We start from the raw sequence: 21,172 nt of genomic DNA, 5'->3' as shown, positions 1-21,172 counted from the left end.
GCACGAGACCGGGGTGTGACAGCCCCGGCGATGCGGAACGCTTCTGTGCGGGGCGGCCGGGTGCTCCCGGCCGCCCCGCCGCGTATCCGTACACCTTTGGGGGGTGGCATGGCTTTCTGGGACAGCCTGCGGCAGAACAGGGCGGCGCAGTTCGATTCGGGCAGCGCCGCGAGCAACGCGATCGAACTGACCCGGCGGCGTCCGACCGTCTCGCTGACCAAGCAGGGCGCCGTGAGCGGCAACCTGCGCGTCAACCTCTCGTGGAAGATGCGCACGTCCGACTTCGACGGCAGGCCCCGGCAGAGCGGCAGGCTGCTGCGGCATCCGCTCAAGTTCTTCCAACCCGAACCGGTCCAGGCCCATACCAGGGCGGTGGCCAACGTCGACCTGGACATCGGCTGCCTCTACGAGCTGGCCGACGGCTCCAAGGGCGTCGTCCAGCCGCTCGGCGGCTACCTCGGGGACCTGAACGACCCGCCGTACGTCAAGCTCAGCGGCGACGACCGGTTCGGCTCGCCGTCCGGAGAGACGATCTTCGTCAACCTCGACCACCGCGACGACATCAGGCGGCTGCTGTTCTTCGTCTACATCTACGACCAGACGCCCGCCTTCGACCGCACGCACGCCAAGATGACGCTCTACCCCGGCAACGGCCCGCGCGTCGAGATCGAACTCGACGAGCGGGCCCCGGAGGCCCGGTCCTGCGCGGTCTTCCTGCTGGAGAACGTGAAGGGCGAGCTGCTGGTGCGGCGCGAGGTGAAGTTCGTCTACGGCTTCCAGGGCGAGCTGGACCGGATGTACGGCTGGGGCATGCAGTGGGGCCGGGGCTTCAAGGCCGACGCGTCCTGACGGCTCGTGCCGGGGTGCCCGCCCCGCCGAGATGTGGCGGCGGTCGCGCCGTACGGGTGCGGGCGCGTGCCCCGGCGCCCGGGGCCCGCCCCGGCCCCGTACGGGGTCAGCGCTGGAACTGCGGCCCCATCGGCGGAAGCCGGAACTCCGGGTCCGGTACGGGTGCCCCCGCGCCCGCCGGGACCGGCTGGGGCGCCGGATGCGGGTAGCCGTACGCGGGCCCGCCGCCGGGGTCGCCGTACGCGGGCGCCGGCGGCGGACCCGGGTACCCGTAGGCGGGCTGCGCCCCGCCCGGGTGCGGGTAGCCGTACGCGGGCGGGGCGGTGGGCGGGAGCGGAGGCGCCGGGGGAGCGGCGGGGAACGCCGCGGCGGCGGCCGGGGCGGATATCGCCTGGGTGGCGTCCTCGGGAACCGGGGCCGGGCTCTCGGCCGGGCTCCGGGCCGGGTCCTGCGGGCTCCGGGCGGGAGGCCGGGGCGGGTCGAGGGAAGCCGGTGGGGCCGTGGCCTGGACCGGTACGGAGAGCGCGGCCGGCCCGCCCGAGGCGCCGGGCTCCGCGCCGGGGGTGCCGGGCTCCGCGCCGGCCGCCTCGGGCCCGGCCTCCTCCAGCCCGTCCTCCTCGACCGAGATGCCGAACGCCGTGGTCAGCCCGAGCAGCCCCGTCGGATAGCCCTGGGCCACCGCGCGGAACTTCCACCCCTCGCCCCTGCGGTACAGCTCACCGCAGATCATGGCGGTCTCCTCGCCCGTCTCCGGACGCACGTGGAACGACGCCAGCGCCTGGGCGTCCTCGCCCGCGGCGGCGTCGTACAGCACGATCCGCAGGTCCGGCACGTGTGCGAAGGTGCCGCCGTCCGAGGACGCCGCCAGCACCACCTGGTCGACGGACGCCTCCAGACCCGACAGATCCGCCTCGACCGTGTCGGTGAGCGCGTCGTCCTCGCGCCGCTTCGGCAGCATGCGCACCGCGCCGGACGGGTGGGAGGGCTGGTTGTAGAAGACGAAGTCCTCGTCGAAGCGCACCCGGCCGTCCGCGCCGAGCAGCAGGGCCGAGGCGTCCACGTCGGGGACCCCCGGGCCAGGGGACCAGCGCAGTACGGCCCGTACGGCCGCGGCGTCGAGGGGGACGTTCGAGCCCTTCAGCATCTCGTGCGTCATGCCCGTCATCCTGCCTGGCCGCCCGCCCGTGGGACAACGCGGGGGCGGCTACCGGGCGCGCCGACCGGCCGCCGCGACACCCGGATGCGGCCCCCGCGTCACCTGCCGTTCACATCGCCGGGGAACCGGCGACACCTGTCCATACGTACTATTACCGGCCACATGTCTTCGAACCGGAGGCAGTACGTCACAGCAGTTCGGGGAAACCGTATGCGTCATTTCGGGCATATCTCGCCCGCTGCCCGGGCCGGGCTGTTCCATCGGGAGCCGCGCGCGTTCAACGCCCACTCGCCGGCCGGTGTCCTCTCGGCCGCCCTGGGGGCGACGCTCTACAGCCCCGCGACCCGGCCCGCCCTCGCCGACGACGTGTGCAAGCAGGTCGGGCGCGGGGTGGTCTCCATGGTGCTCTGCCTGGAGGATTCCATCGGCGACGGGGACGTCGCGCAGGGCGAGGAGAACCTCGTACGCCAGTTCGCCGAGCTGTCCGGGCGCGGTGGCGAGCCGCCGCTGCTGTTCATCCGCGTCCGCGAACCCGAGCAGATACCCGACCTGGTCCGCCGCCTCGGCCCGACCGTGCGCCTGCTGTCCGGATTCGTACTGCCGAAATTCACCGAGAAGCGCGGAACGCCCTTCCTGGAGGCCGTCGCCGAGGCCGAGGCGGAGCCCGAGGCGGCCGACGCGCTCGGCGGACGGCCGCTGTACGCGATGCCCGTCCTGGAGTCCCCGGACCTGCTGCACCTGGAGACCCGCGCCGACACCCTCGCCGGGATAGCCCGCTCCGTGGCCGCCCACCGCGACCGGGTCCTCGCGCTGCGCCTCGGCGTCACCGACTTCTGCTCCGCGTACGGGCTGCGCCGCTCGCCTGACATGACCGCGTACGACGTGAAGATCGTGGCCCATGTCATCGCGGACGTCGTCAACATCCTGGGCCGGGCCGACGGCACCGGCTTCACGATCACCGGTCCGGTGTGGGAGTACTTCCGGCTCCAGGAGCGGATGTTCAAGCCGATGCTGCGCCGCAGCCCCTTCCTGGAGGGCCGGGCCGAGGCCCTGCGCACCGCGCTGATCGAGCACGACCTGGACGGGCTGCTCCGCGAGATCGAGCTGGACCGGGCGAACGGCCTGCTCGGCAAGACCTGCATCCACCCCTCCCACGTCCAGCCCGTGCACGCGCTGTCCGTGGTGAGTCACGAGGAGTACAGCGACGCCCGGGACATCCTGCGCCCCGAGCAGGACGGGGGCGGGGTGCTGCGCTCGGCGTACACCAACAAGATGAACGAGGTGAAGCCGCACCGCGCGTGGGCGGAGCGCACGCTCCAGCGGGCCGAGGTGTTCGGCGTCGCCAAGGCGGACGTGGGCTTCGTCGACCTGCTCGCCGCGGGCCTGGCGGTGCCGTGAGCGGCGCCGGGAGGGACCTTGGTTGGGGGCCTGAGGGACCTGACGGACGTGGCCTGCGAGGCCACAGGGGCCTCAGAGGTCTGGGGACGTCAGAGGTCTGGGGGACGTGAGAGGTCTGGGGGACGTGAGAGGTCTGCGAGGCCGGGAGCCCCAGAGACCTCAGGGGCCTCAGCGACCTGAGGGGCCTGCGGCGCCCGCCTGAGGCATCCGAGGCATCCGAGACATCCGAGAGAGAAGAGGCACGTCATTCACGGCACGGTGTGGACGGGGACATGGGTCGCCGAACGGCTGGGCGTAGAGCTTCGCGGTGCGGATCTCTCCGGGCCGGGTCTCCCCGGTCCGGAACCTTCCGGGCAGGGACCTGCCGGTCCGGGACTTCCCGGCCCGGATTCCTCCGGCCAGGACCCCTCCGGGCCCGGGGCCCGCGGTGGAGTGGGCCTCGGCGCAGAGGCCCCCGGTGAGGTGACCGGAGCCCCCGGAGCCGCAGGCCGGACGGGCGGGGGCGCGGGGGTGCGGGACCTGCTGGGGCTCGCCCTGCGGGACAACCCCAAGCGCGCCCACCTCCTCGTCTCACGCGTGCTGGGCAAGCACGTGCCGCAGAGCCCCGCCCTCGTGCGCGGCTGCGGACACGAGCTGGGGCGCCGGGTGCGCGCCCTGCTCGGCGAGGCCGAGGCGCGGCGCGCGGTCGTCGTCGGGTACGCCGAGACGGCGACCGGCCTGGGCCACTGCGTGGCGGACGGCCTCGGCCTCGCCCCGTACCTGCACTCCACGCGCCGCCCCGTGCCCGGGGTGCCGCGCGCGGCCGGGTTCGAGGAGTCGCACTCCCACCACACCTCGCACCTGCTGCTCCCGGAGGACCCGGATCTGCTGGCCGGGCCGGGGCCGCTGGTGCTGGTGGACGACGAGTTCTCGACCGGCAACACCGTGCTGAACACCGTGCGGGCGCTGCACGGGCGGTATCCGCGCGAGCGGTACGTGATCGTGGCCCTCGTCGACATGCGGTCGGCCGGCGACCGGGGGCGGCTCGCGGAGTTCGCCGCCGAGATCGGCGCCCGGGTGGACCTCGTCGCCCTCGCCGCAGGGACGGTACGGCTGCCGGACGGCGTGCTGGAGAAGGGCCGCGCCCTGGTGGCCGCCCACCAGCGGCCCGCGCCGGACCTGTGCGGCGACGCGTCCGCCGTGCGGCGCGTGGACCTCGGCTGGCCGGCGAGGCTGCCCGACGGCGGCCGCCACGGCTTCACCCCGGAGCACCGCGCCCGCCTGGACGCCGCGCTGCCGGCGATGGCGGCCCGCCTGGCGGACGCGCTGGGACTGCCGGCGGCGGCCGGCACCGGCCGGAGGGGAGCGGCCGGGAGCGGCGCCGACCGGGCGGGAGCGGCCGGGAGCGCCGGCCGGGCGGGAGTGACGACCGGGGACGGCGCCGCGGCGGACGACGGACGGCCCCGTGTCCTCGTACTCGGCAGCGAGGAGCTCATGTACGCGCCGCTCGCCCTGGCGGCCGCCCTGGAGGAGCTCGCCCCCCACGCCGACGTGCGGTTCTCCACCACCACCCGCTCGCCCGTCCTCGCCGTGGACGACCCCGGCTACGCCATCCGCACCCGCCTCGTCTTCCCCGCGCACGACGACCCGGCGGACGGCCCCGGCGACCGCTACGCCTACAACGTCGCGGGCGGCGGCTTCGACGCGGTCGCCGTCGTCGTCGACTCGGCCGCCGACACCCCGCCCCTGCACGCCCCGCGGGGCCTGCTCGCCCAGCTCACCGCGCACGTCCCGCGCGTCGTGCTGGCCACCGTCCCCTCGTACGTACCGGAAAGAGCCGGCATGCTGCCCGAGCCGCTACGCGGACCCGCCTTCTCCTCCTACGCCCCCGACGAGGTCGGCTGGCTCCTGAAGGACCTGTCGGCCGTCGAACTGGAGGCCCCCACCGAGGAGCGGGAGGAGGCCATCCAGAGCGGCGGCGCCCACTACGCCGAGTCGCTGCCCGTCGAGTACCAGCCGAGCGACGACTACCAGAAGCTGTTCCACGCCGCCCTGGACGCCTCCGCCGCGCGGATCGCCCGCGCCGTCGGCACCGTCACGGAGACGGTGCTCGCCGAGCGCTCCCCGCGCCCCGTGCTGGTCTCCCTCGCCCGCGCGGGCACCCCCGTCGGCGTGCTGATGCGCCGCTGGGCCCGCCACCGCCACGGCCTGGACCTGCCGCACTACGCGGTGTCCATCGTCCGCGGCCGGGGCATCGACACCAACGCCCTGCGCTGGCTGCGCGCCCACCACGACCCGGCGGACGTCGTGTTCGTGGACGGCTGGACCGGCAAGGGCGCCATCACCCGTGAACTGACCGCCGCGCTCGCGGACTTCCCGGACTTCCACCCGGAGATCGCCGTACTGGCCGACCCCGGCTCGTGCGTACGCACCCACGGCACCCGCGAGGACTTCCTCATCCCGTCCGCCTGCCTCAACTCCACCGTCTCCGGCCTGGTCTCCCGCACCGTGCTGCGCGCCGACCTGATCGGCCCGCACGACTACCACGGCGCGAAGTTCTACCGCGAGCTGGCGGGCGCCGACGTGTCCGGGGACTTCCTGGACGCGGTGTCGGAGCGGTTCGGGGAGGTGGCGGACCAGGTCGCCGACGACACCGCCCGCCTCCTGGCCACCGACCGGACGCCCACCTGGGAGGGGTGGGCGGCCGTCGAGCGGATCAGCGAGGAGTACGGCATCCATGACGTGAACCTGGTCAAGCCCGGTGTCGGCGAGACCACCCGCGTCCTGCTGCGCCGCGTCCCGTGGAAGGTCCTCGCCCAGCGCGGCGCGGGCGCCGACCTGGACCACGTGCGGCTGCTCGCGGAGCAGCGCGGGGTGCCCGTCGAGGAGGTGGACGGCCTGCCGTACACGTGCGTCGGGCTCATCCACCCGAAGTACACGCGCGGCGCGACCGGCACCGACGGCCGCGCGACGGCCGCGGAGCCGGCCGGAGGCGGTACCGGGGGCGCGGCCGCTTCCGCGGGCGGTCCCGGTGCCGGAGGCGGGGCGGCGGTCCAGTCGGCCTCGGCCGGAGGTGGTGCGGGTGCCGTGGCCGGTACCGAAGCCGGAGGCGGGGCGGTCGCGCGGCCGGCCGCCGCCGGGAACGGGGCGGTGACGGCGCCGTGACGGCCCGGCCCGTGCTGGTCGCCAGCGACCTGGACCGCACGCTCATCTACTCGTCGGCCGCGCTCGCGCTGACCGTCCCGGACGCGCAGGCGCCGCGCCTGCTGTGCGTGGAGGTGTACGGGGGGAAACCGCTCTCGTACGTCACCGAGGCGGCCGCGGGACTGCTCGGCCGGCTGGCCGGCACGGCGGCGTTCATGCCGGTCACCACCCGGACGCGCGAGCAGTACCGGCGCGTCCGGCTGCCGTGCCCGCCGCCCCGGTACGCGATCTGCGCCAACGGCGGCCACCTGCTGGTCGACGGCGAGTCCGACCCGGCCTGGCGGGCGGCCGTCGGGGCGCGCCTCGCCGACGAGTGCGCCTCGCTGGACGAGGTGCGGGCGCACCTGCTGGCGGCGGCCGACCCGGCGTGGCTGCTGAAGGAGCGGGTCGCCGAGGACCTCTTCGCGTACCTGGTGGTGGAGCGGGCCCTGCTGCCGGACGGCTGGGTCGAGGAGCTGGCCGACTGGGCCGGGGCACGCGGCTGGACGGTGTCCCTGCAGGGCCGCAAGGTGTACGCGGTGCCCAGGCCGCTCACCAAGAGCGCCGCGGTACGGGAGGTGGCGCGCCGCACCGGCGCCCGCACCGTCCTCGCGGCGGGCGACTCGCTGCTCGACGCGGACCTGCTGCTCGCCGCCGACCGGGCGTGGCGGCCGGGGCACGGCGAGCTGGCGGACACGGACTGGCGCGCGGCCAACGTCGAGGTGCTCGCGCACCGGGGCGTCGCGGCGGGGGAGGAGATCCTGCGCCGCTTCCTGGCCGCGGCGGGCGCGGCGGAGGCGTAGGCCCCGGCCCGGCTGCGGCCATCCGGACCGGCCACGGTCACCTGGGGTGGGCGCCCCGGCCCACGCCGTCCTGCCGGGGCCGGGCCGGGAGCCGGTGGGTGGGCGCCGAGCAGCCTCGGCCCGCTCCCGCAGCGGGGCTCCCGCGCTCCGGCCGGCCCCCGGCCGGAGAAGGCCCCGACGCCGCAAGGCTCCTGGCGCGGCAAGGCTCCCGGCGCGGCCAGGCGGCCCGGTACGCCCAGGCGCCCGGCTCGGAGGGGAGCCGGGCCCCGGGCCCGGTGAGCAGCACCGCCGCAGGGCTCGTCAGCCGCAGCAGCCGCCCCCGCAGCACCCGCCGCCACCACCGGCGGGCGCGGCCGGGGCCGCCGACGCGGCGCCGCCGACCGCGACGGCCGACAGCAGCTTCACGGTGTCGTCGTGCCCGGCGGGGCAGGCGGCGGGGGCGGAGGACTCCGCCATGGGACGGCTCAGTTCGAACGTGTCGCCGCAGGTGCGGCAGCGGTACTCGTAGCGAGGCATACGCACAGGTTAACGACCGCCGCGCACCCCGTCCCCCGCATACCGGGAACCCGCCCACACACCCAGAGCACGTCCCGCCCCCGCACCCTCCCGCCCGGCACGCCCCTGCCCACCCACCCAGGGCCCGGAGGTCAGGGGCCGCCGCACCCGCAAGCGCATCCACCCCTACCGCACACCTCACCCGCCCCCTGCCACACACCTCCTCACCCGCCCCCTACCGCGCGCCCCCGCCCCGCTCCTCACGGATCCGCTCCACCACCCGCCCGACCGACGCGCGCACCGCCTCGGTCTCCGCCAGGAAGTGCCAGTAGTCCGGGTGCCGCCCCTCCAGGCCGCCGACCGCCCGCTCCAGGCGGGCCACCGCCTCGTCGAGGGGCCCGGCGTGCCGGGGGTCCGGCGTGTGGCGGCCGTCCATGGCGAGCCGCTGCGCGTCCCGGATGGTGAAGCGCGTGCGGTCGATCTCCCGCTGCGGGTCCTTCGACACGGCGTCCAGCCGCCGGAGCCGGTCCCCGGCGGCCGACACCGCCTCGTCCGTGGCGTTCAGCAGCGCCCGCACGGTGCCCAGCAGCGCCGTCGCGTCCGCCCACCGCTGCTCCTCCCGCGCCCGGCCCGCCTCCGCCAGCTTCTCCTCGGCGCGCCGCACGTCCCGCTCCGCCCGCGCGGGCACCGGCTGGAGGTCCTGCCAGCACGCCGCGCTGAACCGGCGCCGCAGTTCGCTCAGCACCGGCTCCACCGACGCGGCCCGGTTGGCGAGGGCCTGCGCGCGCGTACGGAGGGACACCAGGCGCCGGTCGGTCTCGGCGGCCCGCTCCGGCAGCCGCTCCGCCTCCGCCCGTACGGCCTCCGCCTCGCGCAGCACCCGGTCGGCCCGCTGGAGGGTCTGGGGCACGCCGTGCCGCCCGGCGCCCTCGTTGAGCCGGGTCAGCTCGGGCGCGAGGGCGGCGAGCCGCGCGGCCAGGTCGTCGGCGCGCAGTCCCGTGTCCCGTACGGCGTCCAGCGCCCGGCTCGCCGCGAGCAGGGCGGCCCTGGCCCGCTCGACGGCCGGGGCGAGGCGGGCGAGCTGCGACTCTGCGGTGGCCAGCAGGGGTCCGAGCCCCTGCTCGAACCGGTCCAGCTCGCCGCGGACCCGGACGAGCTCGTCCTTGGCGCGGGTCAGCTCCGTGCGGGCGCCGGACGCCGTCGCGGCGTCCAGGTCGACGCGGTCCAGGTCGTAGCGGTCGACCGCCTCGATGTACGTGTGGCTGACCTCGTCGATGCGCCGCCCCAGGGCGGTGAACGCCTCGGCGGCGCGGGCGGCGTCGGGCGAGCTGTCGACGGCGGCGATCGTCTCCATGGAGATCCGCAGGCCCCGCTGGGCCGTGTCCAGGTCGTAGAACGCGGCCGCCGCGGCGTCCTTCGCGGCCTGCGCCTCGGCACGCTGGCTCTCGGCCCGCCCGCCGCCGAACCAGCGGCGCGCCCCGCCCCCGGACCCGCCGCCGGCGAAGGCGCCCGCGTTGGCGAGCAGCCCGGCGCGGGCGGCGGCGAGGAGGGGCAGCGGAAGCAGCACCAGGGCCAGCACGTCCGCCGCGTCCCGCCACCGTGCGCCGCGTGTCCCCGTCACATCCGCTCCCCGCTGCGTCCGTCCGTGTCCGAGCTGGCCCGGTTCATTCTTCCACCAGGTAGGACGAACGGGAGAGCGGATCAGTTCGCGGTGCGTACCGTCACGTCGCCGTTCTCGCTGTGCGCGGTGATCGAGCGGGGGCTGCCCTCCTCGCGGGGCACGTCGGTGGTGACGGTGCCGTTGTCGGAGCCCGCGTCCACGGCGTAGGGCCCGGCCGCGGCGGGCACCTCGACCACGACGGTCCCGTTGGAGCTGCGCCCCTCCACCTTCGCGGGGGCGCCGCGCAGGCCGAGGCGGATGTCGCCGTTCTCGCTGCGGGCGGCGACCTTCGCGGAGGTGGCGCCGTCGACGCGCAGGGTGCCGTTGTCGGTGGCGAGGTCGAGCGGGCCGCGGGCGCCCGACACCGTGACGTCGCCGTTGTCGGTGCGCACCGTCAGCGCCGAGGCGAAGCCGCTCGCCGACACGTCGCCGCTGTCGCCCCGCAGGGATACGCCGACGCCCCGCGGGACGCGCACCTCGTGGATGGCCTCGCAGTTCTGCACGACGGCGTCGCACACCACGTCGAGGGTGAGGGTGCCGCCCTCCATCCGCCACCGGGCCTCGGGCCCGCTGCCCAGCACCACCCACCCGTCGACCCGGCGGGTCACCTCCACGTCCTCCACGTCGGCGGGGACGAGCACGACGTCGCTGTCCCCGGAGTCGACGGTCAGCACGTCACCGTCGAACGGGAACACCTTCCGCTCCTGCGGCGCCCGCGCCGCGTCGGCGCTCCCGCACCCGCCGGCCCCCAGCACCACGGCCGCCACCACGGCGACGGAACGGACGGTACGGCGACGGACATCCTGAGCGACCACGAGCTTTCCCCCGGTACGGAACCACGTGCAGAACCCCTGCGACCCGCTCACGCTACGTACCCCCGCCCCCGCGGGGCGATCCGGCGACCCACCCCGCCGGGGGTGGGGCTAACCCCCGCAACGGTTTGCGAACCCCACCGGAAAGCCATGTACGCTGTTGGCTCACTCCACGGGTGCGTAGCTCAGGGGTAGAGCGCTGCTCTTACAAAGCAGATGTCGGCGGTTCGAAACCGTCCGCGCCCACCAGCCAAAAGGCCCCCCAACCGGGGGGCCTTCGGCGTCGAATGGGAGCAGAATGGGAGATCAACTTCCCGAAGGGGCTTCCTCCGCCCGAGCCGCCAGCTCGACCCCGCGGCGCCACCGCGCCTCCAGCGCGTCCAGGCGGTGCTTCCGCATCGCAGGCGTCACGTGCTCATACGTCCCCTCGATGTCTCCCCGCACGGCCCACCCCATAGTCTCGAACCTCAGAGCCCGGTCGACGCGGTCCTCCTTCATCCACGTGTCGTGCGTGTGCCGAGCCCCCCGCATCGTGAAGCCGGTCAAGATCGGCTTCCACTCCTCCCGGCCGGCGAAGCCCCGCTTGCGCGGAATCGCGTCCCGCCCGTCCGCCGCGGCCCGCAGCCCCTTCCCGAAGTTCCCCCGCCGCCACCACTCCCCGCTCGGCGTGGAGAACGGGTAGGGGTGCGGCCACGACTCCAGGTGAGCCCGCCACAGATCGACCAGGAACGGCGGCAGGTCGACGTCACGGGCGCTGGTGCGGTTCTTCGGCGGCCCGAGGTACAGCCGCACCTGGTGCTTGGGCTCCTTGCGCCGGTTGGCCTTCCAACCCTTCTCCCGGCACGCTTCCAGCCGGGCGTCCTCGGCGCGGTGCCACTCGATCAGCTCCTCGGGTGACAGCTCGAACTCCACCTCGTGCAGGGCGCCCACCCGCGCGTCGATGCGCAGGCACCACCGCTCCCACGGCTCGCCGTCGAGCATCTCGGTCTTCGGGATGAGCGCCAGCCGTCGGTGCAGCCCGGCCAGCTCACCCCACCGCAGGCCCAGGTAGCAGTCGGAGAGCACCATGAGCCCCTGAACGCCGCCGAGTCGCTTGTACAGCCGATACGCCTGGTCAGGCTGGGCCCATACCTCTTCGTCCTCGTCATGATGCTCGACGGCGCCCTGCCGCTGCGTCGCGTCGTGTACGGCCCGGTCCGTCGACTGGCGCCGTCGGCCGTACATCGGGTTCGCGAGGAGGTACTCCGCGTCAGCTGCTGCGGTGAGAATCATGCTCAACAAGGTGAGGGCGTGTCCCACCGTCACCGGCGAGCATGTCTGCTTGTTGCCCCAGGCGCGCGCGGTGAAGACGTTGATCTCGCAGAGCGGGGTGTCTCCGAAGGCAGGCAGCAGATGCCGGGTGAGCAGACGTTTGCGCTTGATCACCGTGGATGGCGCAACCTTCTGTGCCTCCATGAAGATCGGCACGAAGTCCTTCAACAGGGTACGGGCCTTGTCCGGGTCGCGCCAGCGGCCGGCCCTGATGGCGGCTTCCTGGTCCTCTCCCCACTCCTCAGCTGCCCTCTTGGTGCGGAAGCCCGGCTCGCTGCCGAGGCTGCCGTCGGGCTTCTTGTAACGGGCGCGCCAGGGGTTCTTGCCCGTGCCGCGCTTCTCTGCGTATGCCATGGCACCTCCAGTGCTCAGGTGCGGGGCCTAGCGCTGCTCGCTGGCGTCATCGTCGTCGTTGAGCAGCGCTTCGAGTTTGCTCTTCACCGCCTGTGTGGCATTGGCAGGGAACTCGTCCTCCTGTAGCCAGAGAACAGGCGGGCTTGACTGGACATCGAGAATCGCGGACGTCCCGGCAGGCAGCCTGGGCATCCTGATGACGCGGACCAGCATGCGGCCCCCTCAACCCCTACGCGGTTAGCCCCCCTCGCGGTTGAGTGATCACTGTGTCACACAGGGGCACGCCGTGAAAGTCTTCGGACAGCCTTCAACTAGCGCCGATCAACGTGAATCGTCGTCAGGTTGGGCGGCCAGGTGCCGCATGGCGCGCTGGATGCGGGTCCACTCCTCCACCTGCCGCTGAAGCTCCGCCGGGTCCATGTCTCCTGCGGGCGAGTCCCGCTTGAACACGACCACCAGGCGCGACCCGGACCCCGGGATGCCTAGGTCCAGCACCTCCGTGTCGACGACCTCGCCATCCGACAGCTCTCGGCGCACGCGCGAGGGCATCCCCTCGGCGTACTTCTCCACCGGGCTGCTCGGCTCGGTGAGGATGCGGGACGCTTCGCCAGGGTCCCACTGGAGGGCCTTCTCCACAGCCGCAACTGTCGCCGGCATGCGGGAGCGCGGCTTACCGGACTCCAGTGATTGCACGGTCTGTCTGGTGACGCCCGCAGCGTCAGCGAGTGCCTGCTGGGTGGTCAGTCCCAGTTGCTCCCGCCTCGCCTTGATGGCGCGCCCCAGCCGCGCCCAGTCCCGATTCATGGGACACATCATGCCGCACGTTTAGGCAACCCTGCGCGTGCGGTTCAAGCCTCGCACCAGCGCTTTTGAGCGCCTGACGCCATCACGTGGTTGCCCGTTGCGCCGTTTCGCGTCCGTTCGCGCCCGTCCAGTCGAACCAAAGTCGATTCGATGTCGCCTAAGTCAGCTCAGGTGTTGCGCAATGTCAAAGGAATGTCTAACGTAAGCAGGGATGAAGCCCAACGGAGTTGCGATCCGGGCTCTGAGAACGGCCAAACGCTGTGGCCTGCGCGAACTGGAAGAGAAGACCGGCCTGAGCAGGGGCTATCTCTCTCGACTCGAACGCGGAGAGCGCGGCGGATCGCCGGAAACGGTGCTCCTCATCGCCCGCGCCCTCGATGTGCCGCCCGAAGCCATAAACAAGGAGGAGCTGTGACGACTGCCGTCATCGGCATCAGGCAGAAGAGTGACCTGCCGCCCCTGCGGGACGACTGCCTGTACACGGCCGACGAGGCCGCCCTGTACACCGGCATGTCGGCGAACTGGCTCAAGCGCGCCGCCGCGGCCGACCGCATCCAGCACACGTACGTCGGCCGGTTCCCGCGCTGGAGCGCCCAGCACATCCGCGACATCGTCGCCGGCACCTCGCACCGGCCGCACCGCCGCGAGCGGATGACGCGCAAGCGCGCCGCCTGACCAACGGAATCGGGGCCGCCGGGCCGGGCCAGGCCCTGCGCGACCCCTCGGCTCACCCCAACACTCGAGAACTGGAGCTCACCGTGAAGTCGAACTCTATCTTCGATGTCCTCGACGGGAGGCAGCGGGCACTCGCCCTGCTCAACGAGCGAACGGACCGCACGGAGACGTGCTGGCTGTGGACCCGCGGACGCACCGCCGACGGCTACGGCAAGTTCAAGCTGAGCGGCTCGTACCTCTACGCCCACCGAGCCTCGTACGAAGTGCACGTCGGTCCGATCCCCGAGGGCCTGTTCATCCTCCACTCCTGCGACACGCCGGCCTGCGTCAACCCTGCGCACCTGCGCCCGGGGACGCAGAAAGAGAACATGCACGACCGGGACTCGCGAGGGAGGGGCCCAGGAGGGAGGACGCACTGCCCGAAGGGTCACCAGTACGACGAGGTGAACACCTACCGGCCCTCCAACCGAAACGCGCGGGTGTGTCGAGCGTGCCGCCGGGAGTTCACCCGACGTTGGCGGGAGAAGCAGCAGCCCCGCCCGTCGACGGTGTCGGCCGTGCTGCTGGCCGCGGCGCGGATCATCCAGGCGAACGGCCTGTGGCAGGGCGACCACGTCGTGGACCCGTGCGACCGGGAGATCAGCCCGGTTGAGGTGCCGCACGCCATGCGGCCGATGTCGATCGTCGCGGCCCTGAAGTGCGCGTCGACCGGGGACCCGCACCGGTCGTCGCAGCTGGGCGACATGGCGATCGGGTTCGTGGCGCTGTCGATCGACGGGGGGCCCGAGTACGGGGACGTGTTCTCGCTGGAGGCGCACGTCGACGAGTGGAACGACGCGATCGGCCGTTCGACGGACGACGCGGTTGCGCTGCTGGAGATGCTGGCGACGGCCCCGGAGCGTGCCGCATGAACGCCCGACGTGTGAACGCGGCGGGCCTGTTGCAGTCGCCGGAGTCGGCCGTCGAGCTGACGCGGCGCCGTAGCGAGGACCTCGCGCTGCGGGTCGAGCTGGCCCCGATGGGCGGGCCGCGCGCGGTGCCGTTCGAGCTGGGTGAGTCGCTGCTCCCGGCGGTGCGGTGGCTGGTGGCGCGGGTTGCCGAGTTGGAGGCGGAGCGGCACGAGACGAACGAGGCGCTGTCCGACGCGGCGGAGGCGCTGCGGGCGAACCGCGACCGGATCGCCGCGCTGGAGGCGGTGAAGCTCGCCCGGTTCCAGGAGTGCCCGGTCTGCGGCGCTGGCTACGAGCACGGGCAGCCGTGCACCCAGTGCGAGTTCCGGAAGCACATGGCGGCCGCCGAGGTGCTGGCGGAGGCGTCCACGCCGTGGGTCGGTGACCTGCCCGCCGGGCCGGTGCTCTGCCGCTGCGGTCACACCGGCGCCGACCACCACCACGCGGGCCGGTCCTGCGGGGCGATGCTGCCGCGCCGGCACGAGCCGGGCGGGCCGTGGGGCCCGCTGGAGCCGTGCACCTGCCGGGAGTTCGCCGCCGGGCCGTCGCGGGGGGAGCTGGCGGAGCAGCGGCACCTGCTGGACCCGCTCGACCACCGCCTGGAGCGGCTCGCGCCGGGCTCGGGGGTGACCGCGTGAAGAAGACGATCCGCGACAACTACCGCATCGAGATCACGCCCGACACCTGGGCTCTGGGCCGGAAGGGCCAGCAGGACCACAACGCCATGCAGAGGCTCCTCGCCGACATCGAGCGCGCCGTACAGCGGCACGTGAACGGCGTCGAGCAGGTCGTGTCGCTGTGGGACACACACGAGGAGTGCTCGCACTGCGGCTGCGTCTGGGAGGTGCTGACCGCCGACGACGTGGCGCGCGGTGGGCTCCTGCCCGACGAGCACAGCGTCGAGGGCGAGCCCGTGTGCTGCGAGGCCGCGGTCAACGAGTTTCGTGCCGAGCGCGGTATCCCGCCGCTCGCCGACCCGGGGGTGATCGCGTGACGTGGCCCTGGCTGTGCGCCGCGCTCGCCGCCCTCGGTCTGGCCCTCGTGTGGCTGGCCCTCCTCCTCACCTACCGCCCCGGAGGCACCCGATGACCGCTCGTCCCCGCATCGTGATCGACGTCGACCGTGACGGCTGGACCAAGCGGCTCCAGCTCAACATCGTCCAGCTGGACGAGAACGACGGCGGCTGGGGCTACCGGCTCGCCGGGCCCAAGTACAACGGCTCCTCGACCAACCTGCTGCGCGTCGAACTGGACGCCCGGGACGCCGCGGAGATCCGCAAGTTCCTCGACGAGGCGTTCCCCGAGGGCGGTGCCGACCGTGGCTGACCTCACCGCCGACGAGTTCAACGCGAAGTACCCCGTCGGTACGCCCGTGATGGCGTACCCCGGTGTCCGCCCCGAGGACCCTCTCACCATCCGCGTCCGTCAGCGTCAGCGGGACGGCCACTACGTCGACCCGGCCAGCGTGGAGCTGTGCGAGGGCCTGACGACCGTCACCCGCACTCCCGCGTGGACGCTCGGCCACGGCGAGCCGGTCGTGTCCGTCGAGGGCTACGCGGGCGGCATCTGCCTCACCCACATCGACGTGATCGAGGGCGGTGCCGACCGTGGCTGACCGGTTCTGCGACGGCGCCCACTGCACGCCGTACGCCCACGCCCCCGGCTGCACCCACCGCACCCTGCGCCTCGCGACGACCGCCGACCTCCCGGCCCTCGCCGCCGCCGAAGACGGCTACCCGACGCCCCGCCCCACCACCACGAACGGAACCCGATGAGCACCGACCTCGTCCAGACCGGCGGCGCCCTCGCCATCCGCCCCGACCAGACCCAGTGGACCGAGCAGCAGGCCACCGTCCTGCGGCAGTCCGGCATCGGCGACACCGTCACCCGCGCCGAACTCGACGGCTTCCTCCACCTCTGCCAGCGGACCGGGCTCGACCCGTTCTCCCGGCAGATCTACCTCATCGGCCGGTGGGACAAGCGCGCCGGCCGTGAGGTGTACACCCCGCAGACCGGCATCGACGGGTACCGCGTCGTCGCCCGCCGCGCCGTCGCCAAGTCCGGCGGCAGCTACGGCTACGAGGACACGCTGTGGTGTGACCCGTCCGGCCGGTGGCGGGACGTCTGGCTCGCCGACGAGCCGCCCGCCGCCGCGAAGGTGACCGTGCTCCGGGACGGTCTGCGGTTCTCGGCGGTGGCCCTGTACCGCGAGTACGTGCAGACGAACCGGGATGGCAAGCCCATCGGCCTGTGGGCGAAGATGCCCGCCGGTCAGCTGGGCAAGTGCGCCGAGGCGCTCGCTCTCCGCAAGGCCTTCCCGCACGACCTGGCCGGCGTCTACACCACCGAGGAGATGGGCCAGGCGGACAACCCCTCGGCCGAGGGCCGGCACCTGCGCCGCGTCCAGCCGGGCGAGGCGGACCCGTGGGCCACGCAGCCCGCGCGGGACTTCCTCGCCGAGGCAGAGGCCGCGCCCGACGCCGACACGGTCCGGCGGATCTGGCAGGACGCCAAGCAGGCCGGGATGCCCGCGCCGACGCTCAACGGGATCGTCGAGGTCGGCCGGATGAAGGCTGCCGTGGAGGACGTGACCGACGCCGCGGGCGAGGCCGGGTGGCAGCAGGAGCCCGCGCGGCAGGCCGCCGCCGAGGTGGTCGACGGCGAGGTCGTCGAGGACGAGCACACCACCGCCGTCGCCGAACTCCGCCAGTTCGCCGCCGAGCACCGCATCACCGACATCGACGCCGACGCCTACACCGCCCTCGGCGCGCCCCTCGACGACGTGTCGCCCGACGCGATCCGCGCGCTCCTCGCGCAGCTCCGCGCCAGCACCGCCGCCTGACCACCCGCACAACCGGGGCCGCCGCGGCCCGAACCTGCGGCGGCCCCACCCCTAAGGAGACCACATGGACATGCAGCAGCTGGCGCTGGAGAGCGCCGCGCTGAAGGCCCTCGGCGACGCGATCACCGAGCGGCAGAAGGAAGTCCGCGCCGCCATGCAGGAGGCGCTGGAGACCAGCGGCGCGAGCCGCGTGGAGGCGAAGCTCCCCGACGGCACGAAGGTCGCCACCGTGTCGGCGACGTCGCCGAAGCCAACGGCCGTCGTCACCGACCCCGACAAGTTCCTGGCGTGGGTGCGGGAGAACTCCCCGCACAACGTCGTCACCCGCCTCGTCACCGAGGTCCGGCCCGCCTACACCACCGCCCTCCTCGCCGAGATGACCGCGGCCGGTGTCGCCGAGGTCGCCGACAAGGAGACCGGCGTGGTGGAGGAGGTGCCGGGCGTGGAGATCCGGGCGACCCGGTCCCGCGGGCACTCGGTACGGCCGGTCGACGGGGGCCGGGAGGCGATCGCCGAGGCGTGGCGGACGGGCGCGCTGGCCCACCTGACCATCCCGCAGATCAGCGGTGGTGAGCAGTGACCTGGCACACCGGTCGCCTGTGCGGCTTCGACCTGGAGACCACCGGCGTCGACGTCGAGACCGACCGCATCGTCACCGCGTGCGTCGTCCACTGCGGCGGCGACCAGCCCACCCAGTCCGCCACGTGGCTCGCCGACCCCGGCGTGCCGATCCCCGACGGCGCCGCCGCCGTCCACGGCATCACCACCGAGAGGGCGCGCGCCGAGGGCAAGCCCGCCGGCGAGGTCGTCGGCGACGTGCTCGCCGCGCTCCGCCAGGCCATCGCGCACGGGCTGCCAGTCGTCGCGATGAACGCGCGGTTCGACCTGACGATGCTCGACCGCGAGGCCCGCCGCCACGGCCACACCCCGCTACCCGACAGGCGCGAGGGACTGTGCGTGGTCGACCCGCTGGTGCTGGACAAGGCCGTCGCCCCGTACCGGCCCGGCTCCCGCAAGCTCACCGCCCTGTGCGCGCACTACAAGGTGCCGATCGGTGAGGCGCACACCGCGGACGCCGACGCGATCGCCGCGTGCCGAGTCGCGTGGCGGATCGCCACCCTCCACCCGCACATCGCCGCGTACGGCCTGGGCGAGCTGCACGCCGTGCAGGCCGGGTGGGCTGCCGAGCAGGCCGCCTCTCTCCAGGAGTACCTGCGCCGCAAGGACCCGGCCGCGGTTTGCCCGCCCGAGTGGCCCCTGATCCCGCACCAGCAGAACGGAGCCTGACATGAGCCGTTTCTCCCGTCGCCTCGCTGCGGCCCGCAACCGCATCGCCGGGCAGGCCGCCCGCATCGAGTACGACCGGCGGTGGGCCGCGTGACCGCCACCCAGATCACCCCCGCGGCCGGGCCGGCACTGCCCCCGGCCGCGGGGGGCCAGCCCCTCATCGTCGGGCTGGACCTGTCCCTCACCTCCACCGGCATCGCCGGGCACGGCTGGACCGACCACCTCCGCACCAAGACCCGCGGGGACGCCCGCCTCGACTACCTCCTCACCGGCATCGCCACATTCATCCGGGCCGCCGACCTGGTGGTGATGGAGGGCCCCTCCTACGGGCACGCCGCTCTGGCCGGGCACGAGGACCTCGCCGGGCTGCGGGTGCTGGTGCGCCGCTACTGCTGGCGCCACCAGATCCCGTACGCGGTCATCCCCCCGTCGTCGCTCAAGATGTACGCCACCGGGCGGGGCAACGCCACCAAGGGCGAGGTGCGGAGCGCCGTCGCCGACCGGTACGGCATCCACACCGAGGGCGCCGCCCGCTACGACGAGGCTGACGCCTACGTGGCGATGGCCGCCGGGATGGACTGGGCCGGCCACCAGCTGGCCGCCGTCCCGGAGCGGAACGCCAAGGCGCTGGCCGGGTGCGCGTGGCCCGAGGCGGTGGCGGCGTGAGCATGCACTGGGCCACCCACTGGAGCTACGCCCCCTCCACCGACCGCGCCCCGGACTGGCGCGAGCAGGGCGCCTGCCGCGACGAGGACCCGGACCTCTTCTTTCCCATCGGCAAGTCCGCCCCCGCGCTCGCGCAGGCCGCTGAGGCCAAGGCCATCTGCGCCCGCTGCCCCGTCCTCGAAACCTGCCGGGACTGGGCACTGGACACCCGCCTGGAAGAGGGCGTGGCGGGCGGGATGACGTCGCACGAGCGGCTGCTGCACCGCCGTCGGCAGCGCAGGACGGCGTCGTGAGCGCGCTGGAGCGGGCGCGGCGACTGCTCGACGAGCCGCCCCCGCCGCACGTGCCGGGCCAGCTCGCCGCAGACCTCCCCACCCCGGCCCCGGCTCCGCACAACACCCCCGACCACCCGACCGAGCGCCACGCCCAGGAGACCGAAGCATGACCCTCGTCAACCTCCGCACCCTCGCCGCGGACACCACCGACGGCTTCGCCGGGGCGGGCGGCTCCTCCACGGGCGCCGTCCAGGCCGGCATCCGCGTCCGAACCGCACTCAACCACTGGCGCCTCGCGGTCGACGTCCACAACGCCAACCACCCCGACACCCTCCACGACTGCGCCGACATCTCTCAGGTCGACCCCCGCCGCTACCCCACAACGACGTTCGCATGGTTCTCCCCCTCGTGTACGAACCACTCGATCGCGAAGGGCCGCAGCCGCCACGCCGACGCCACCCCGGACCTGTTCGGGGAGGCCCTGCCCGACGAGGCCGCCGAGCGGTCGCGGGCGACGATGTGGGACGTCATCCGGTTCGCCGAGTACCACCGCTACCGGGCGATCATCGTGGAGAACGTCGTCGACGCCCGCCAGTGGGTCCTGTGGCCCGCCTGGATCGCCGCGCTCCAGGCACTCCGCTACCGGTTCCGCGTCGTCTACCTCAACTCCATGCACGCCCAGGCCCTCGGGCAGGGCGCCCCGCAGTCCCGTGACCGCATGTACGTGGTGGCGTGGCTCGACGGCGAACGCGCCCCCGACTTCGAGCGCTGGACCCGCCCCACCGCCCACTGCCCCCGGTGCGACCGCACGGGCCGGGCGATCCAGGGATGGAAGAACCCCGACCGCCAGTACGGCAAGTACCGCGCCCAGTACGTGTGGCGCTGCGCCACCGCGCGCTGCCACGCAGAGGTGTTCCCCGCGGTCCGGCCGGCCGCCGACGCGATCGACTGGGCGATCCCCGCGCAGCGGATCGCCGACCGGGCCCGGCCGCTCGCCGCGAAGACGATGCAGCGGGTGCGGGACGGCTTCGCCGCGTACGCCCGGCCGCTCCTCGTCCCGGTCGAGGGACGGGAGGGGAAGACCGCCCGTCCGGCGGACGAGCCGATGCGCACCTGCACCGCCAGGAACGAGACGGGGGTGGCCGTCCCGCCGTACGTCGTGGAGCTGCGCGGAGGCGGGTCCACGCACCGGCCGGTCACCGACCCGCTCGCCACGGTGTGCGCCTCCGGCAACCACCACGGTCTGACCGTGCCGGACCTGGTCGTGCCGTACTACGGCAACGCCACCGCCCGCCCGGCCGTCGAGCCGATCCCGACCGTCACCACGGTCGACCGGCACGGGCTCCTGGCCGGCGGAACCGTCGCGACGGTGGACGAGCTGGGCTTCCGGATGCTCGAACCGCACGAGTACGCCGCGGCGATGCAGTTCCCCACCTCGTACATCTGGCTCGGCAACAAGCGGGAGCGGGTGCGGATGGCGGGCAACGCCGTCACCCCGCCCGCGGCCCGGGACCTGTTCGCGATGGTCGCGGAGGCGGTCCTCGGCGAGGACTACCAGCCCGCGCGGACCGTGACCGTCCCGCCCAGTCCGCAGCCCGTACCGGCCACCTGACCGCCCCTGGCCCGGGGCCACGCGCTCCGGGCCCCCACCCCTGCACCAACCGAACGACCGGA

25 protein-coding genes, 1 tRNA gene and 1 pseudogene are annotated in these 21,172 nt (G+C 74.0%); 20 read left to right on the top strand and 7 right to left on the bottom strand.

Going from position 1 to position 21,172, the window contains the following annotated elements:
- Positions 1-108: 108 nt before the first annotated feature.
- The gene (locus CP974_RS08565; RefSeq protein WP_031129031.1) at positions 109-849 is read left to right on the top strand and encodes a TerD family protein; all 741 of its coding nucleotides are present in this window, start codon (positions 109-111) and stop codon (positions 847-849) included.
- A gap of 106 nt (positions 850-955) precedes the next feature.
- Here the strand turns inward: CP974_RS08565 and CP974_RS08560 are convergent, their stop codons facing one another.
- Complete coding sequence (locus tag CP974_RS08560) at positions 956-2,005, bottom strand: TerD family protein (protein WP_037936681.1); 1,050 nt, start codon at positions 2,003-2,005, stop codon at positions 956-958.
- A gap of 210 nt (positions 2,006-2,215) precedes the next feature.
- Here CP974_RS08560 and CP974_RS08555 point away from each other — a divergent pair, with 210 nt between their 5' ends.
- The 3 genes and pseudogenes from CP974_RS08555 (at position 2,216) to CP974_RS08545 (ending at position 7,368) form a co-directional block, all read left to right on the top strand.
- Positions 2,216-3,403 (top strand): HpcH/HpaI aldolase/citrate lyase family protein, encoded by a 1,188-nt coding sequence (locus CP974_RS08555; RefSeq protein ID WP_031129029.1) that lies wholly within the window; start codon positions 2,216-2,218, stop codon positions 3,401-3,403.
- A 462-nt stretch (positions 3,404-3,865) separates the two neighbouring features.
- Positions 3,866-6,358 (top strand): annotated as a pseudogene (locus tag CP974_RS08550) (phosphoribosyltransferase); the annotation flags it as partial.
- 185 nt (positions 6,359-6,543) lie between these two features.
- Entirely contained in the window at positions 6,544-7,368 is an 825-nt protein-coding gene (locus CP974_RS08545) for an HAD family hydrolase (RefSeq protein ID WP_031129027.1), read from the top strand.
- A 300-nt stretch (positions 7,369-7,668) separates the two neighbouring features.
- Here the strand turns inward: CP974_RS08545 and CP974_RS08540 are convergent, their stop codons facing one another.
- The 3 genes from CP974_RS08540 to CP974_RS08530 all read right to left on the bottom strand — a co-directional run bounded on the left by CP974_RS08540 (position 7,669) and on the right by CP974_RS08530 (position 10,338).
- Positions 7,669-7,884: an FmdB family zinc ribbon protein gene (locus tag CP974_RS08540; RefSeq protein WP_031129026.1), complete on the bottom strand. Its 216-nt coding sequence runs from the start codon at positions 7,882-7,884 to the stop codon at positions 7,669-7,671.
- Between the two features lie 214 nt (positions 7,885-8,098).
- Positions 8,099-9,484 (bottom strand): hypothetical protein, encoded by a 1,386-nt coding sequence (locus CP974_RS08535; RefSeq protein ID WP_031135515.1) that lies wholly within the window; start codon positions 9,482-9,484, stop codon positions 8,099-8,101.
- An 80-nt stretch (positions 9,485-9,564) separates the two neighbouring features.
- Positions 9,565-10,338: a DUF4097 family beta strand repeat-containing protein gene (locus CP974_RS08530; protein WP_031135513.1), complete on the bottom strand. Its 774-nt coding sequence runs from the start codon at positions 10,336-10,338 to the stop codon at positions 9,565-9,567.
- A 171-nt stretch (positions 10,339-10,509) separates the two neighbouring features.
- On the opposite strand from CP974_RS08530, the gene CP974_RS08525 reads away from it, so the two are divergent.
- Positions 10,510-10,584 (top strand) — tRNA-Val (locus CP974_RS08525).
- A gap of 57 nt (positions 10,585-10,641) precedes the next feature.
- On the opposite strand, the gene CP974_RS08520 is transcribed toward CP974_RS08525, so the two are convergent.
- The 3 genes from CP974_RS08520 to CP974_RS08510 form a co-directional block, all read right to left on the bottom strand.
- A complete protein-coding gene (locus CP974_RS08520; RefSeq protein WP_051839933.1) occupies positions 10,642-12,000 on the bottom strand; it encodes a site-specific integrase in 1,359 nt (452 codons plus the stop codon).
- A gap of 27 nt (positions 12,001-12,027) precedes the next feature.
- Positions 12,028-12,213 (bottom strand): hypothetical protein, encoded by a 186-nt coding sequence (locus CP974_RS08515; protein WP_031135509.1) that lies wholly within the window; start codon positions 12,211-12,213, stop codon positions 12,028-12,030.
- Between the two features lie 108 nt (positions 12,214-12,321).
- A complete protein-coding gene (locus CP974_RS08510; RefSeq protein ID WP_031135507.1) occupies positions 12,322-12,804 on the bottom strand; it encodes a helix-turn-helix domain-containing protein in 483 nt (160 codons plus the stop codon).
- Between the two features lie 211 nt (positions 12,805-13,015).
- Between CP974_RS08510 and CP974_RS08505 the strand changes: the two genes are divergently transcribed.
- The 15 genes from CP974_RS08505 to CP974_RS08450 all read left to right on the top strand — a co-directional run bounded on the left by CP974_RS08505 (position 13,016) and on the right by CP974_RS08450 (position 21,110).
- The gene (locus CP974_RS08505; protein ID WP_078915843.1) at positions 13,016-13,219 is read left to right on the top strand and encodes a helix-turn-helix domain-containing protein; all 204 of its coding nucleotides are present in this window, start codon (positions 13,016-13,018) and stop codon (positions 13,217-13,219) included.
- Positions 13,216-13,479 (top strand): hypothetical protein, encoded by a 264-nt coding sequence (locus CP974_RS29560; RefSeq protein WP_031135504.1) that lies wholly within the window; start codon positions 13,216-13,218, stop codon positions 13,477-13,479. Before CP974_RS08505 ends, CP974_RS29560 begins: the two co-directional genes overlap by 4 nt.
- 83 nt (positions 13,480-13,562) lie before the next feature.
- Entirely contained in the window at positions 13,563-14,390 is an 828-nt protein-coding gene (locus CP974_RS08500; protein WP_051839931.1) for an HNH endonuclease signature motif containing protein, read from the top strand.
- The gene (locus CP974_RS08495; protein WP_140160862.1) at positions 14,387-15,067 is read left to right on the top strand and encodes a hypothetical protein; all 681 of its coding nucleotides are present in this window, start codon (positions 14,387-14,389) and stop codon (positions 15,065-15,067) included. Before CP974_RS08500 ends, CP974_RS08495 begins: the two co-directional genes overlap by 4 nt.
- Positions 15,064-15,423, top strand: a complete 360-nt coding sequence (locus tag CP974_RS08490; protein WP_051839929.1) for a hypothetical protein — start codon at positions 15,064-15,066, stop codon at positions 15,421-15,423. Before CP974_RS08495 ends, CP974_RS08490 begins: the two co-directional genes overlap by 4 nt.
- 91 nt (positions 15,424-15,514) lie before the next feature.
- The gene (locus CP974_RS08485) at positions 15,515-15,754 is read left to right on the top strand and encodes a hypothetical protein (RefSeq protein ID WP_150485790.1); all 240 of its coding nucleotides are present in this window, start codon (positions 15,515-15,517) and stop codon (positions 15,752-15,754) included.
- Positions 15,747-16,043: a hypothetical protein gene (locus CP974_RS08480; RefSeq protein ID WP_143660376.1), complete on the top strand. Its 297-nt coding sequence runs from the start codon at positions 15,747-15,749 to the stop codon at positions 16,041-16,043. The genes CP974_RS08485 and CP974_RS08480 overlap by 8 nt, the downstream gene beginning before the upstream one ends.
- Complete coding sequence (locus CP974_RS29555; protein WP_158100679.1) at positions 16,036-16,203, top strand: hypothetical protein; 168 nt, start codon at positions 16,036-16,038, stop codon at positions 16,201-16,203. Before CP974_RS08480 ends, CP974_RS29555 begins: the two co-directional genes overlap by 8 nt.
- The gene (gene bet, locus CP974_RS08475) at positions 16,200-17,270 is read left to right on the top strand and encodes a phage recombination protein Bet (RefSeq protein ID WP_051839923.1); all 1,071 of its coding nucleotides are present in this window, start codon (positions 16,200-16,202) and stop codon (positions 17,268-17,270) included. Before CP974_RS29555 ends, bet begins: the two co-directional genes overlap by 4 nt.
- 64 nt (positions 17,271-17,334) lie before the next feature.
- Positions 17,335-17,850 carry a hypothetical protein gene (locus tag CP974_RS08470; RefSeq protein ID WP_031135456.1) on the top strand — a complete coding sequence of 172 codons (516 nt, stop codon included), beginning with the start codon at positions 17,335-17,337 and terminating at the stop codon, positions 17,848-17,850.
- Positions 17,847-18,557 carry a 3'-5' exonuclease gene (locus tag CP974_RS08465; RefSeq protein ID WP_031135454.1) on the top strand — a complete coding sequence of 237 codons (711 nt, stop codon included), beginning with the start codon at positions 17,847-17,849 and terminating at the stop codon, positions 18,555-18,557. Before CP974_RS08470 ends, CP974_RS08465 begins: the two co-directional genes overlap by 4 nt.
- Before the next feature lie 90 nt (positions 18,558-18,647).
- Positions 18,648-19,223, top strand: a complete 576-nt coding sequence (locus CP974_RS08460) for a RuvC family protein (RefSeq protein WP_031135452.1) — start codon at positions 18,648-18,650, stop codon at positions 19,221-19,223.
- Positions 19,224-19,225: 2 nt separating this feature from the next.
- The gene (locus CP974_RS08455; RefSeq protein WP_031135450.1) at positions 19,226-19,516 is read left to right on the top strand and encodes a WhiB family transcriptional regulator; all 291 of its coding nucleotides are present in this window, start codon (positions 19,226-19,228) and stop codon (positions 19,514-19,516) included.
- The gene (locus CP974_RS29550; RefSeq protein ID WP_158935990.1) at positions 19,513-19,668 is read left to right on the top strand and encodes a hypothetical protein; all 156 of its coding nucleotides are present in this window, start codon (positions 19,513-19,515) and stop codon (positions 19,666-19,668) included. Before CP974_RS08455 ends, CP974_RS29550 begins: the two co-directional genes overlap by 4 nt.
- On the top strand, positions 19,665-21,110 hold the full coding sequence (locus CP974_RS08450) for a DNA cytosine methyltransferase (RefSeq protein ID WP_051839921.1): 1,446 nt from the start codon (positions 19,665-19,667) through the stop codon (positions 21,108-21,110). Before CP974_RS29550 ends, CP974_RS08450 begins: the two co-directional genes overlap by 4 nt.
- Positions 21,111-21,172 lie beyond the last annotated feature (62 nt).

This window comes from Streptomyces fradiae ATCC 10745 = DSM 40063 (genome assembly GCF_008704425.1).
Lineage (GTDB): Bacteria > Actinomycetota > Actinomycetes > Streptomycetales > Streptomycetaceae > Streptomyces > Streptomyces fradiae.
The sequence above is the reverse complement of the archived record's forward strand: the minus strand, read 5'-3'. Positions and strand labels throughout refer to the sequence as shown.

Excerpts from the sequence above, each read along its gene's own strand:
- CP974_RS08470 (WP_031135456.1), top strand. The coding sequence starts at position 17,335 with ATGGACATGCAGCAGCTGGCGCTGGAGAGCGCCGCGCTGAAGGCCCTC.
- CP974_RS08555 (WP_031129029.1), top strand. The coding sequence starts at position 2,216 with ATGCGTCATTTCGGGCATATCTCGCCCGCTGCCCGGGCCGGGCTGTTC.
- CP974_RS08495 (WP_140160862.1), top strand. The coding sequence starts at position 14,387 with ATGAACGCCCGACGTGTGAACGCGGCGGGCCTGTTGCAGTCGCCGGAG.
- bet (WP_051839923.1), top strand. The coding sequence starts at position 16,200 with ATGAGCACCGACCTCGTCCAGACCGGCGGCGCCCTCGCCATCCGCCCC.
- CP974_RS08505 (WP_078915843.1), top strand. The coding sequence starts at position 13,016 with ATGAAGCCCAACGGAGTTGCGATCCGGGCTCTGAGAACGGCCAAACGC.
- CP974_RS08485 (WP_150485790.1), top strand. The coding sequence starts at position 15,515 with ATGACCGCTCGTCCCCGCATCGTGATCGACGTCGACCGTGACGGCTGG.
- CP974_RS08565 (WP_031129031.1), top strand. The coding sequence starts at position 109 with ATGGCTTTCTGGGACAGCCTGCGGCAGAACAGGGCGGCGCAGTTCGAT.
- CP974_RS08540 (WP_031129026.1), bottom strand. The coding sequence starts at position 7,884 with ATGCCTCGCTACGAGTACCGCTGCCGCACCTGCGGCGACACGTTCGAA.
- CP974_RS08450 (WP_051839921.1), top strand. The coding sequence starts at position 19,665 with ATGACCCTCGTCAACCTCCGCACCCTCGCCGCGGACACCACCGACGGC.
- CP974_RS08455 (WP_031135450.1), top strand. The coding sequence starts at position 19,226 with ATGCACTGGGCCACCCACTGGAGCTACGCCCCCTCCACCGACCGCGCC.
- CP974_RS08560 (WP_037936681.1), bottom strand. The coding sequence starts at position 2,005 with ATGACGCACGAGATGCTGAAGGGCTCGAACGTCCCCCTCGACGCCGCG.
- CP974_RS08515 (WP_031135509.1), bottom strand. The coding sequence starts at position 12,213 with ATGCTGGTCCGCGTCATCAGGATGCCCAGGCTGCCTGCCGGGACGTCC.
- CP974_RS08510 (WP_031135507.1), bottom strand. The coding sequence starts at position 12,804 with ATGAATCGGGACTGGGCGCGGCTGGGGCGCGCCATCAAGGCGAGGCGG.
- CP974_RS08520 (WP_051839933.1), bottom strand. The coding sequence starts at position 12,000 with ATGGCATACGCAGAGAAGCGCGGCACGGGCAAGAACCCCTGGCGCGCC.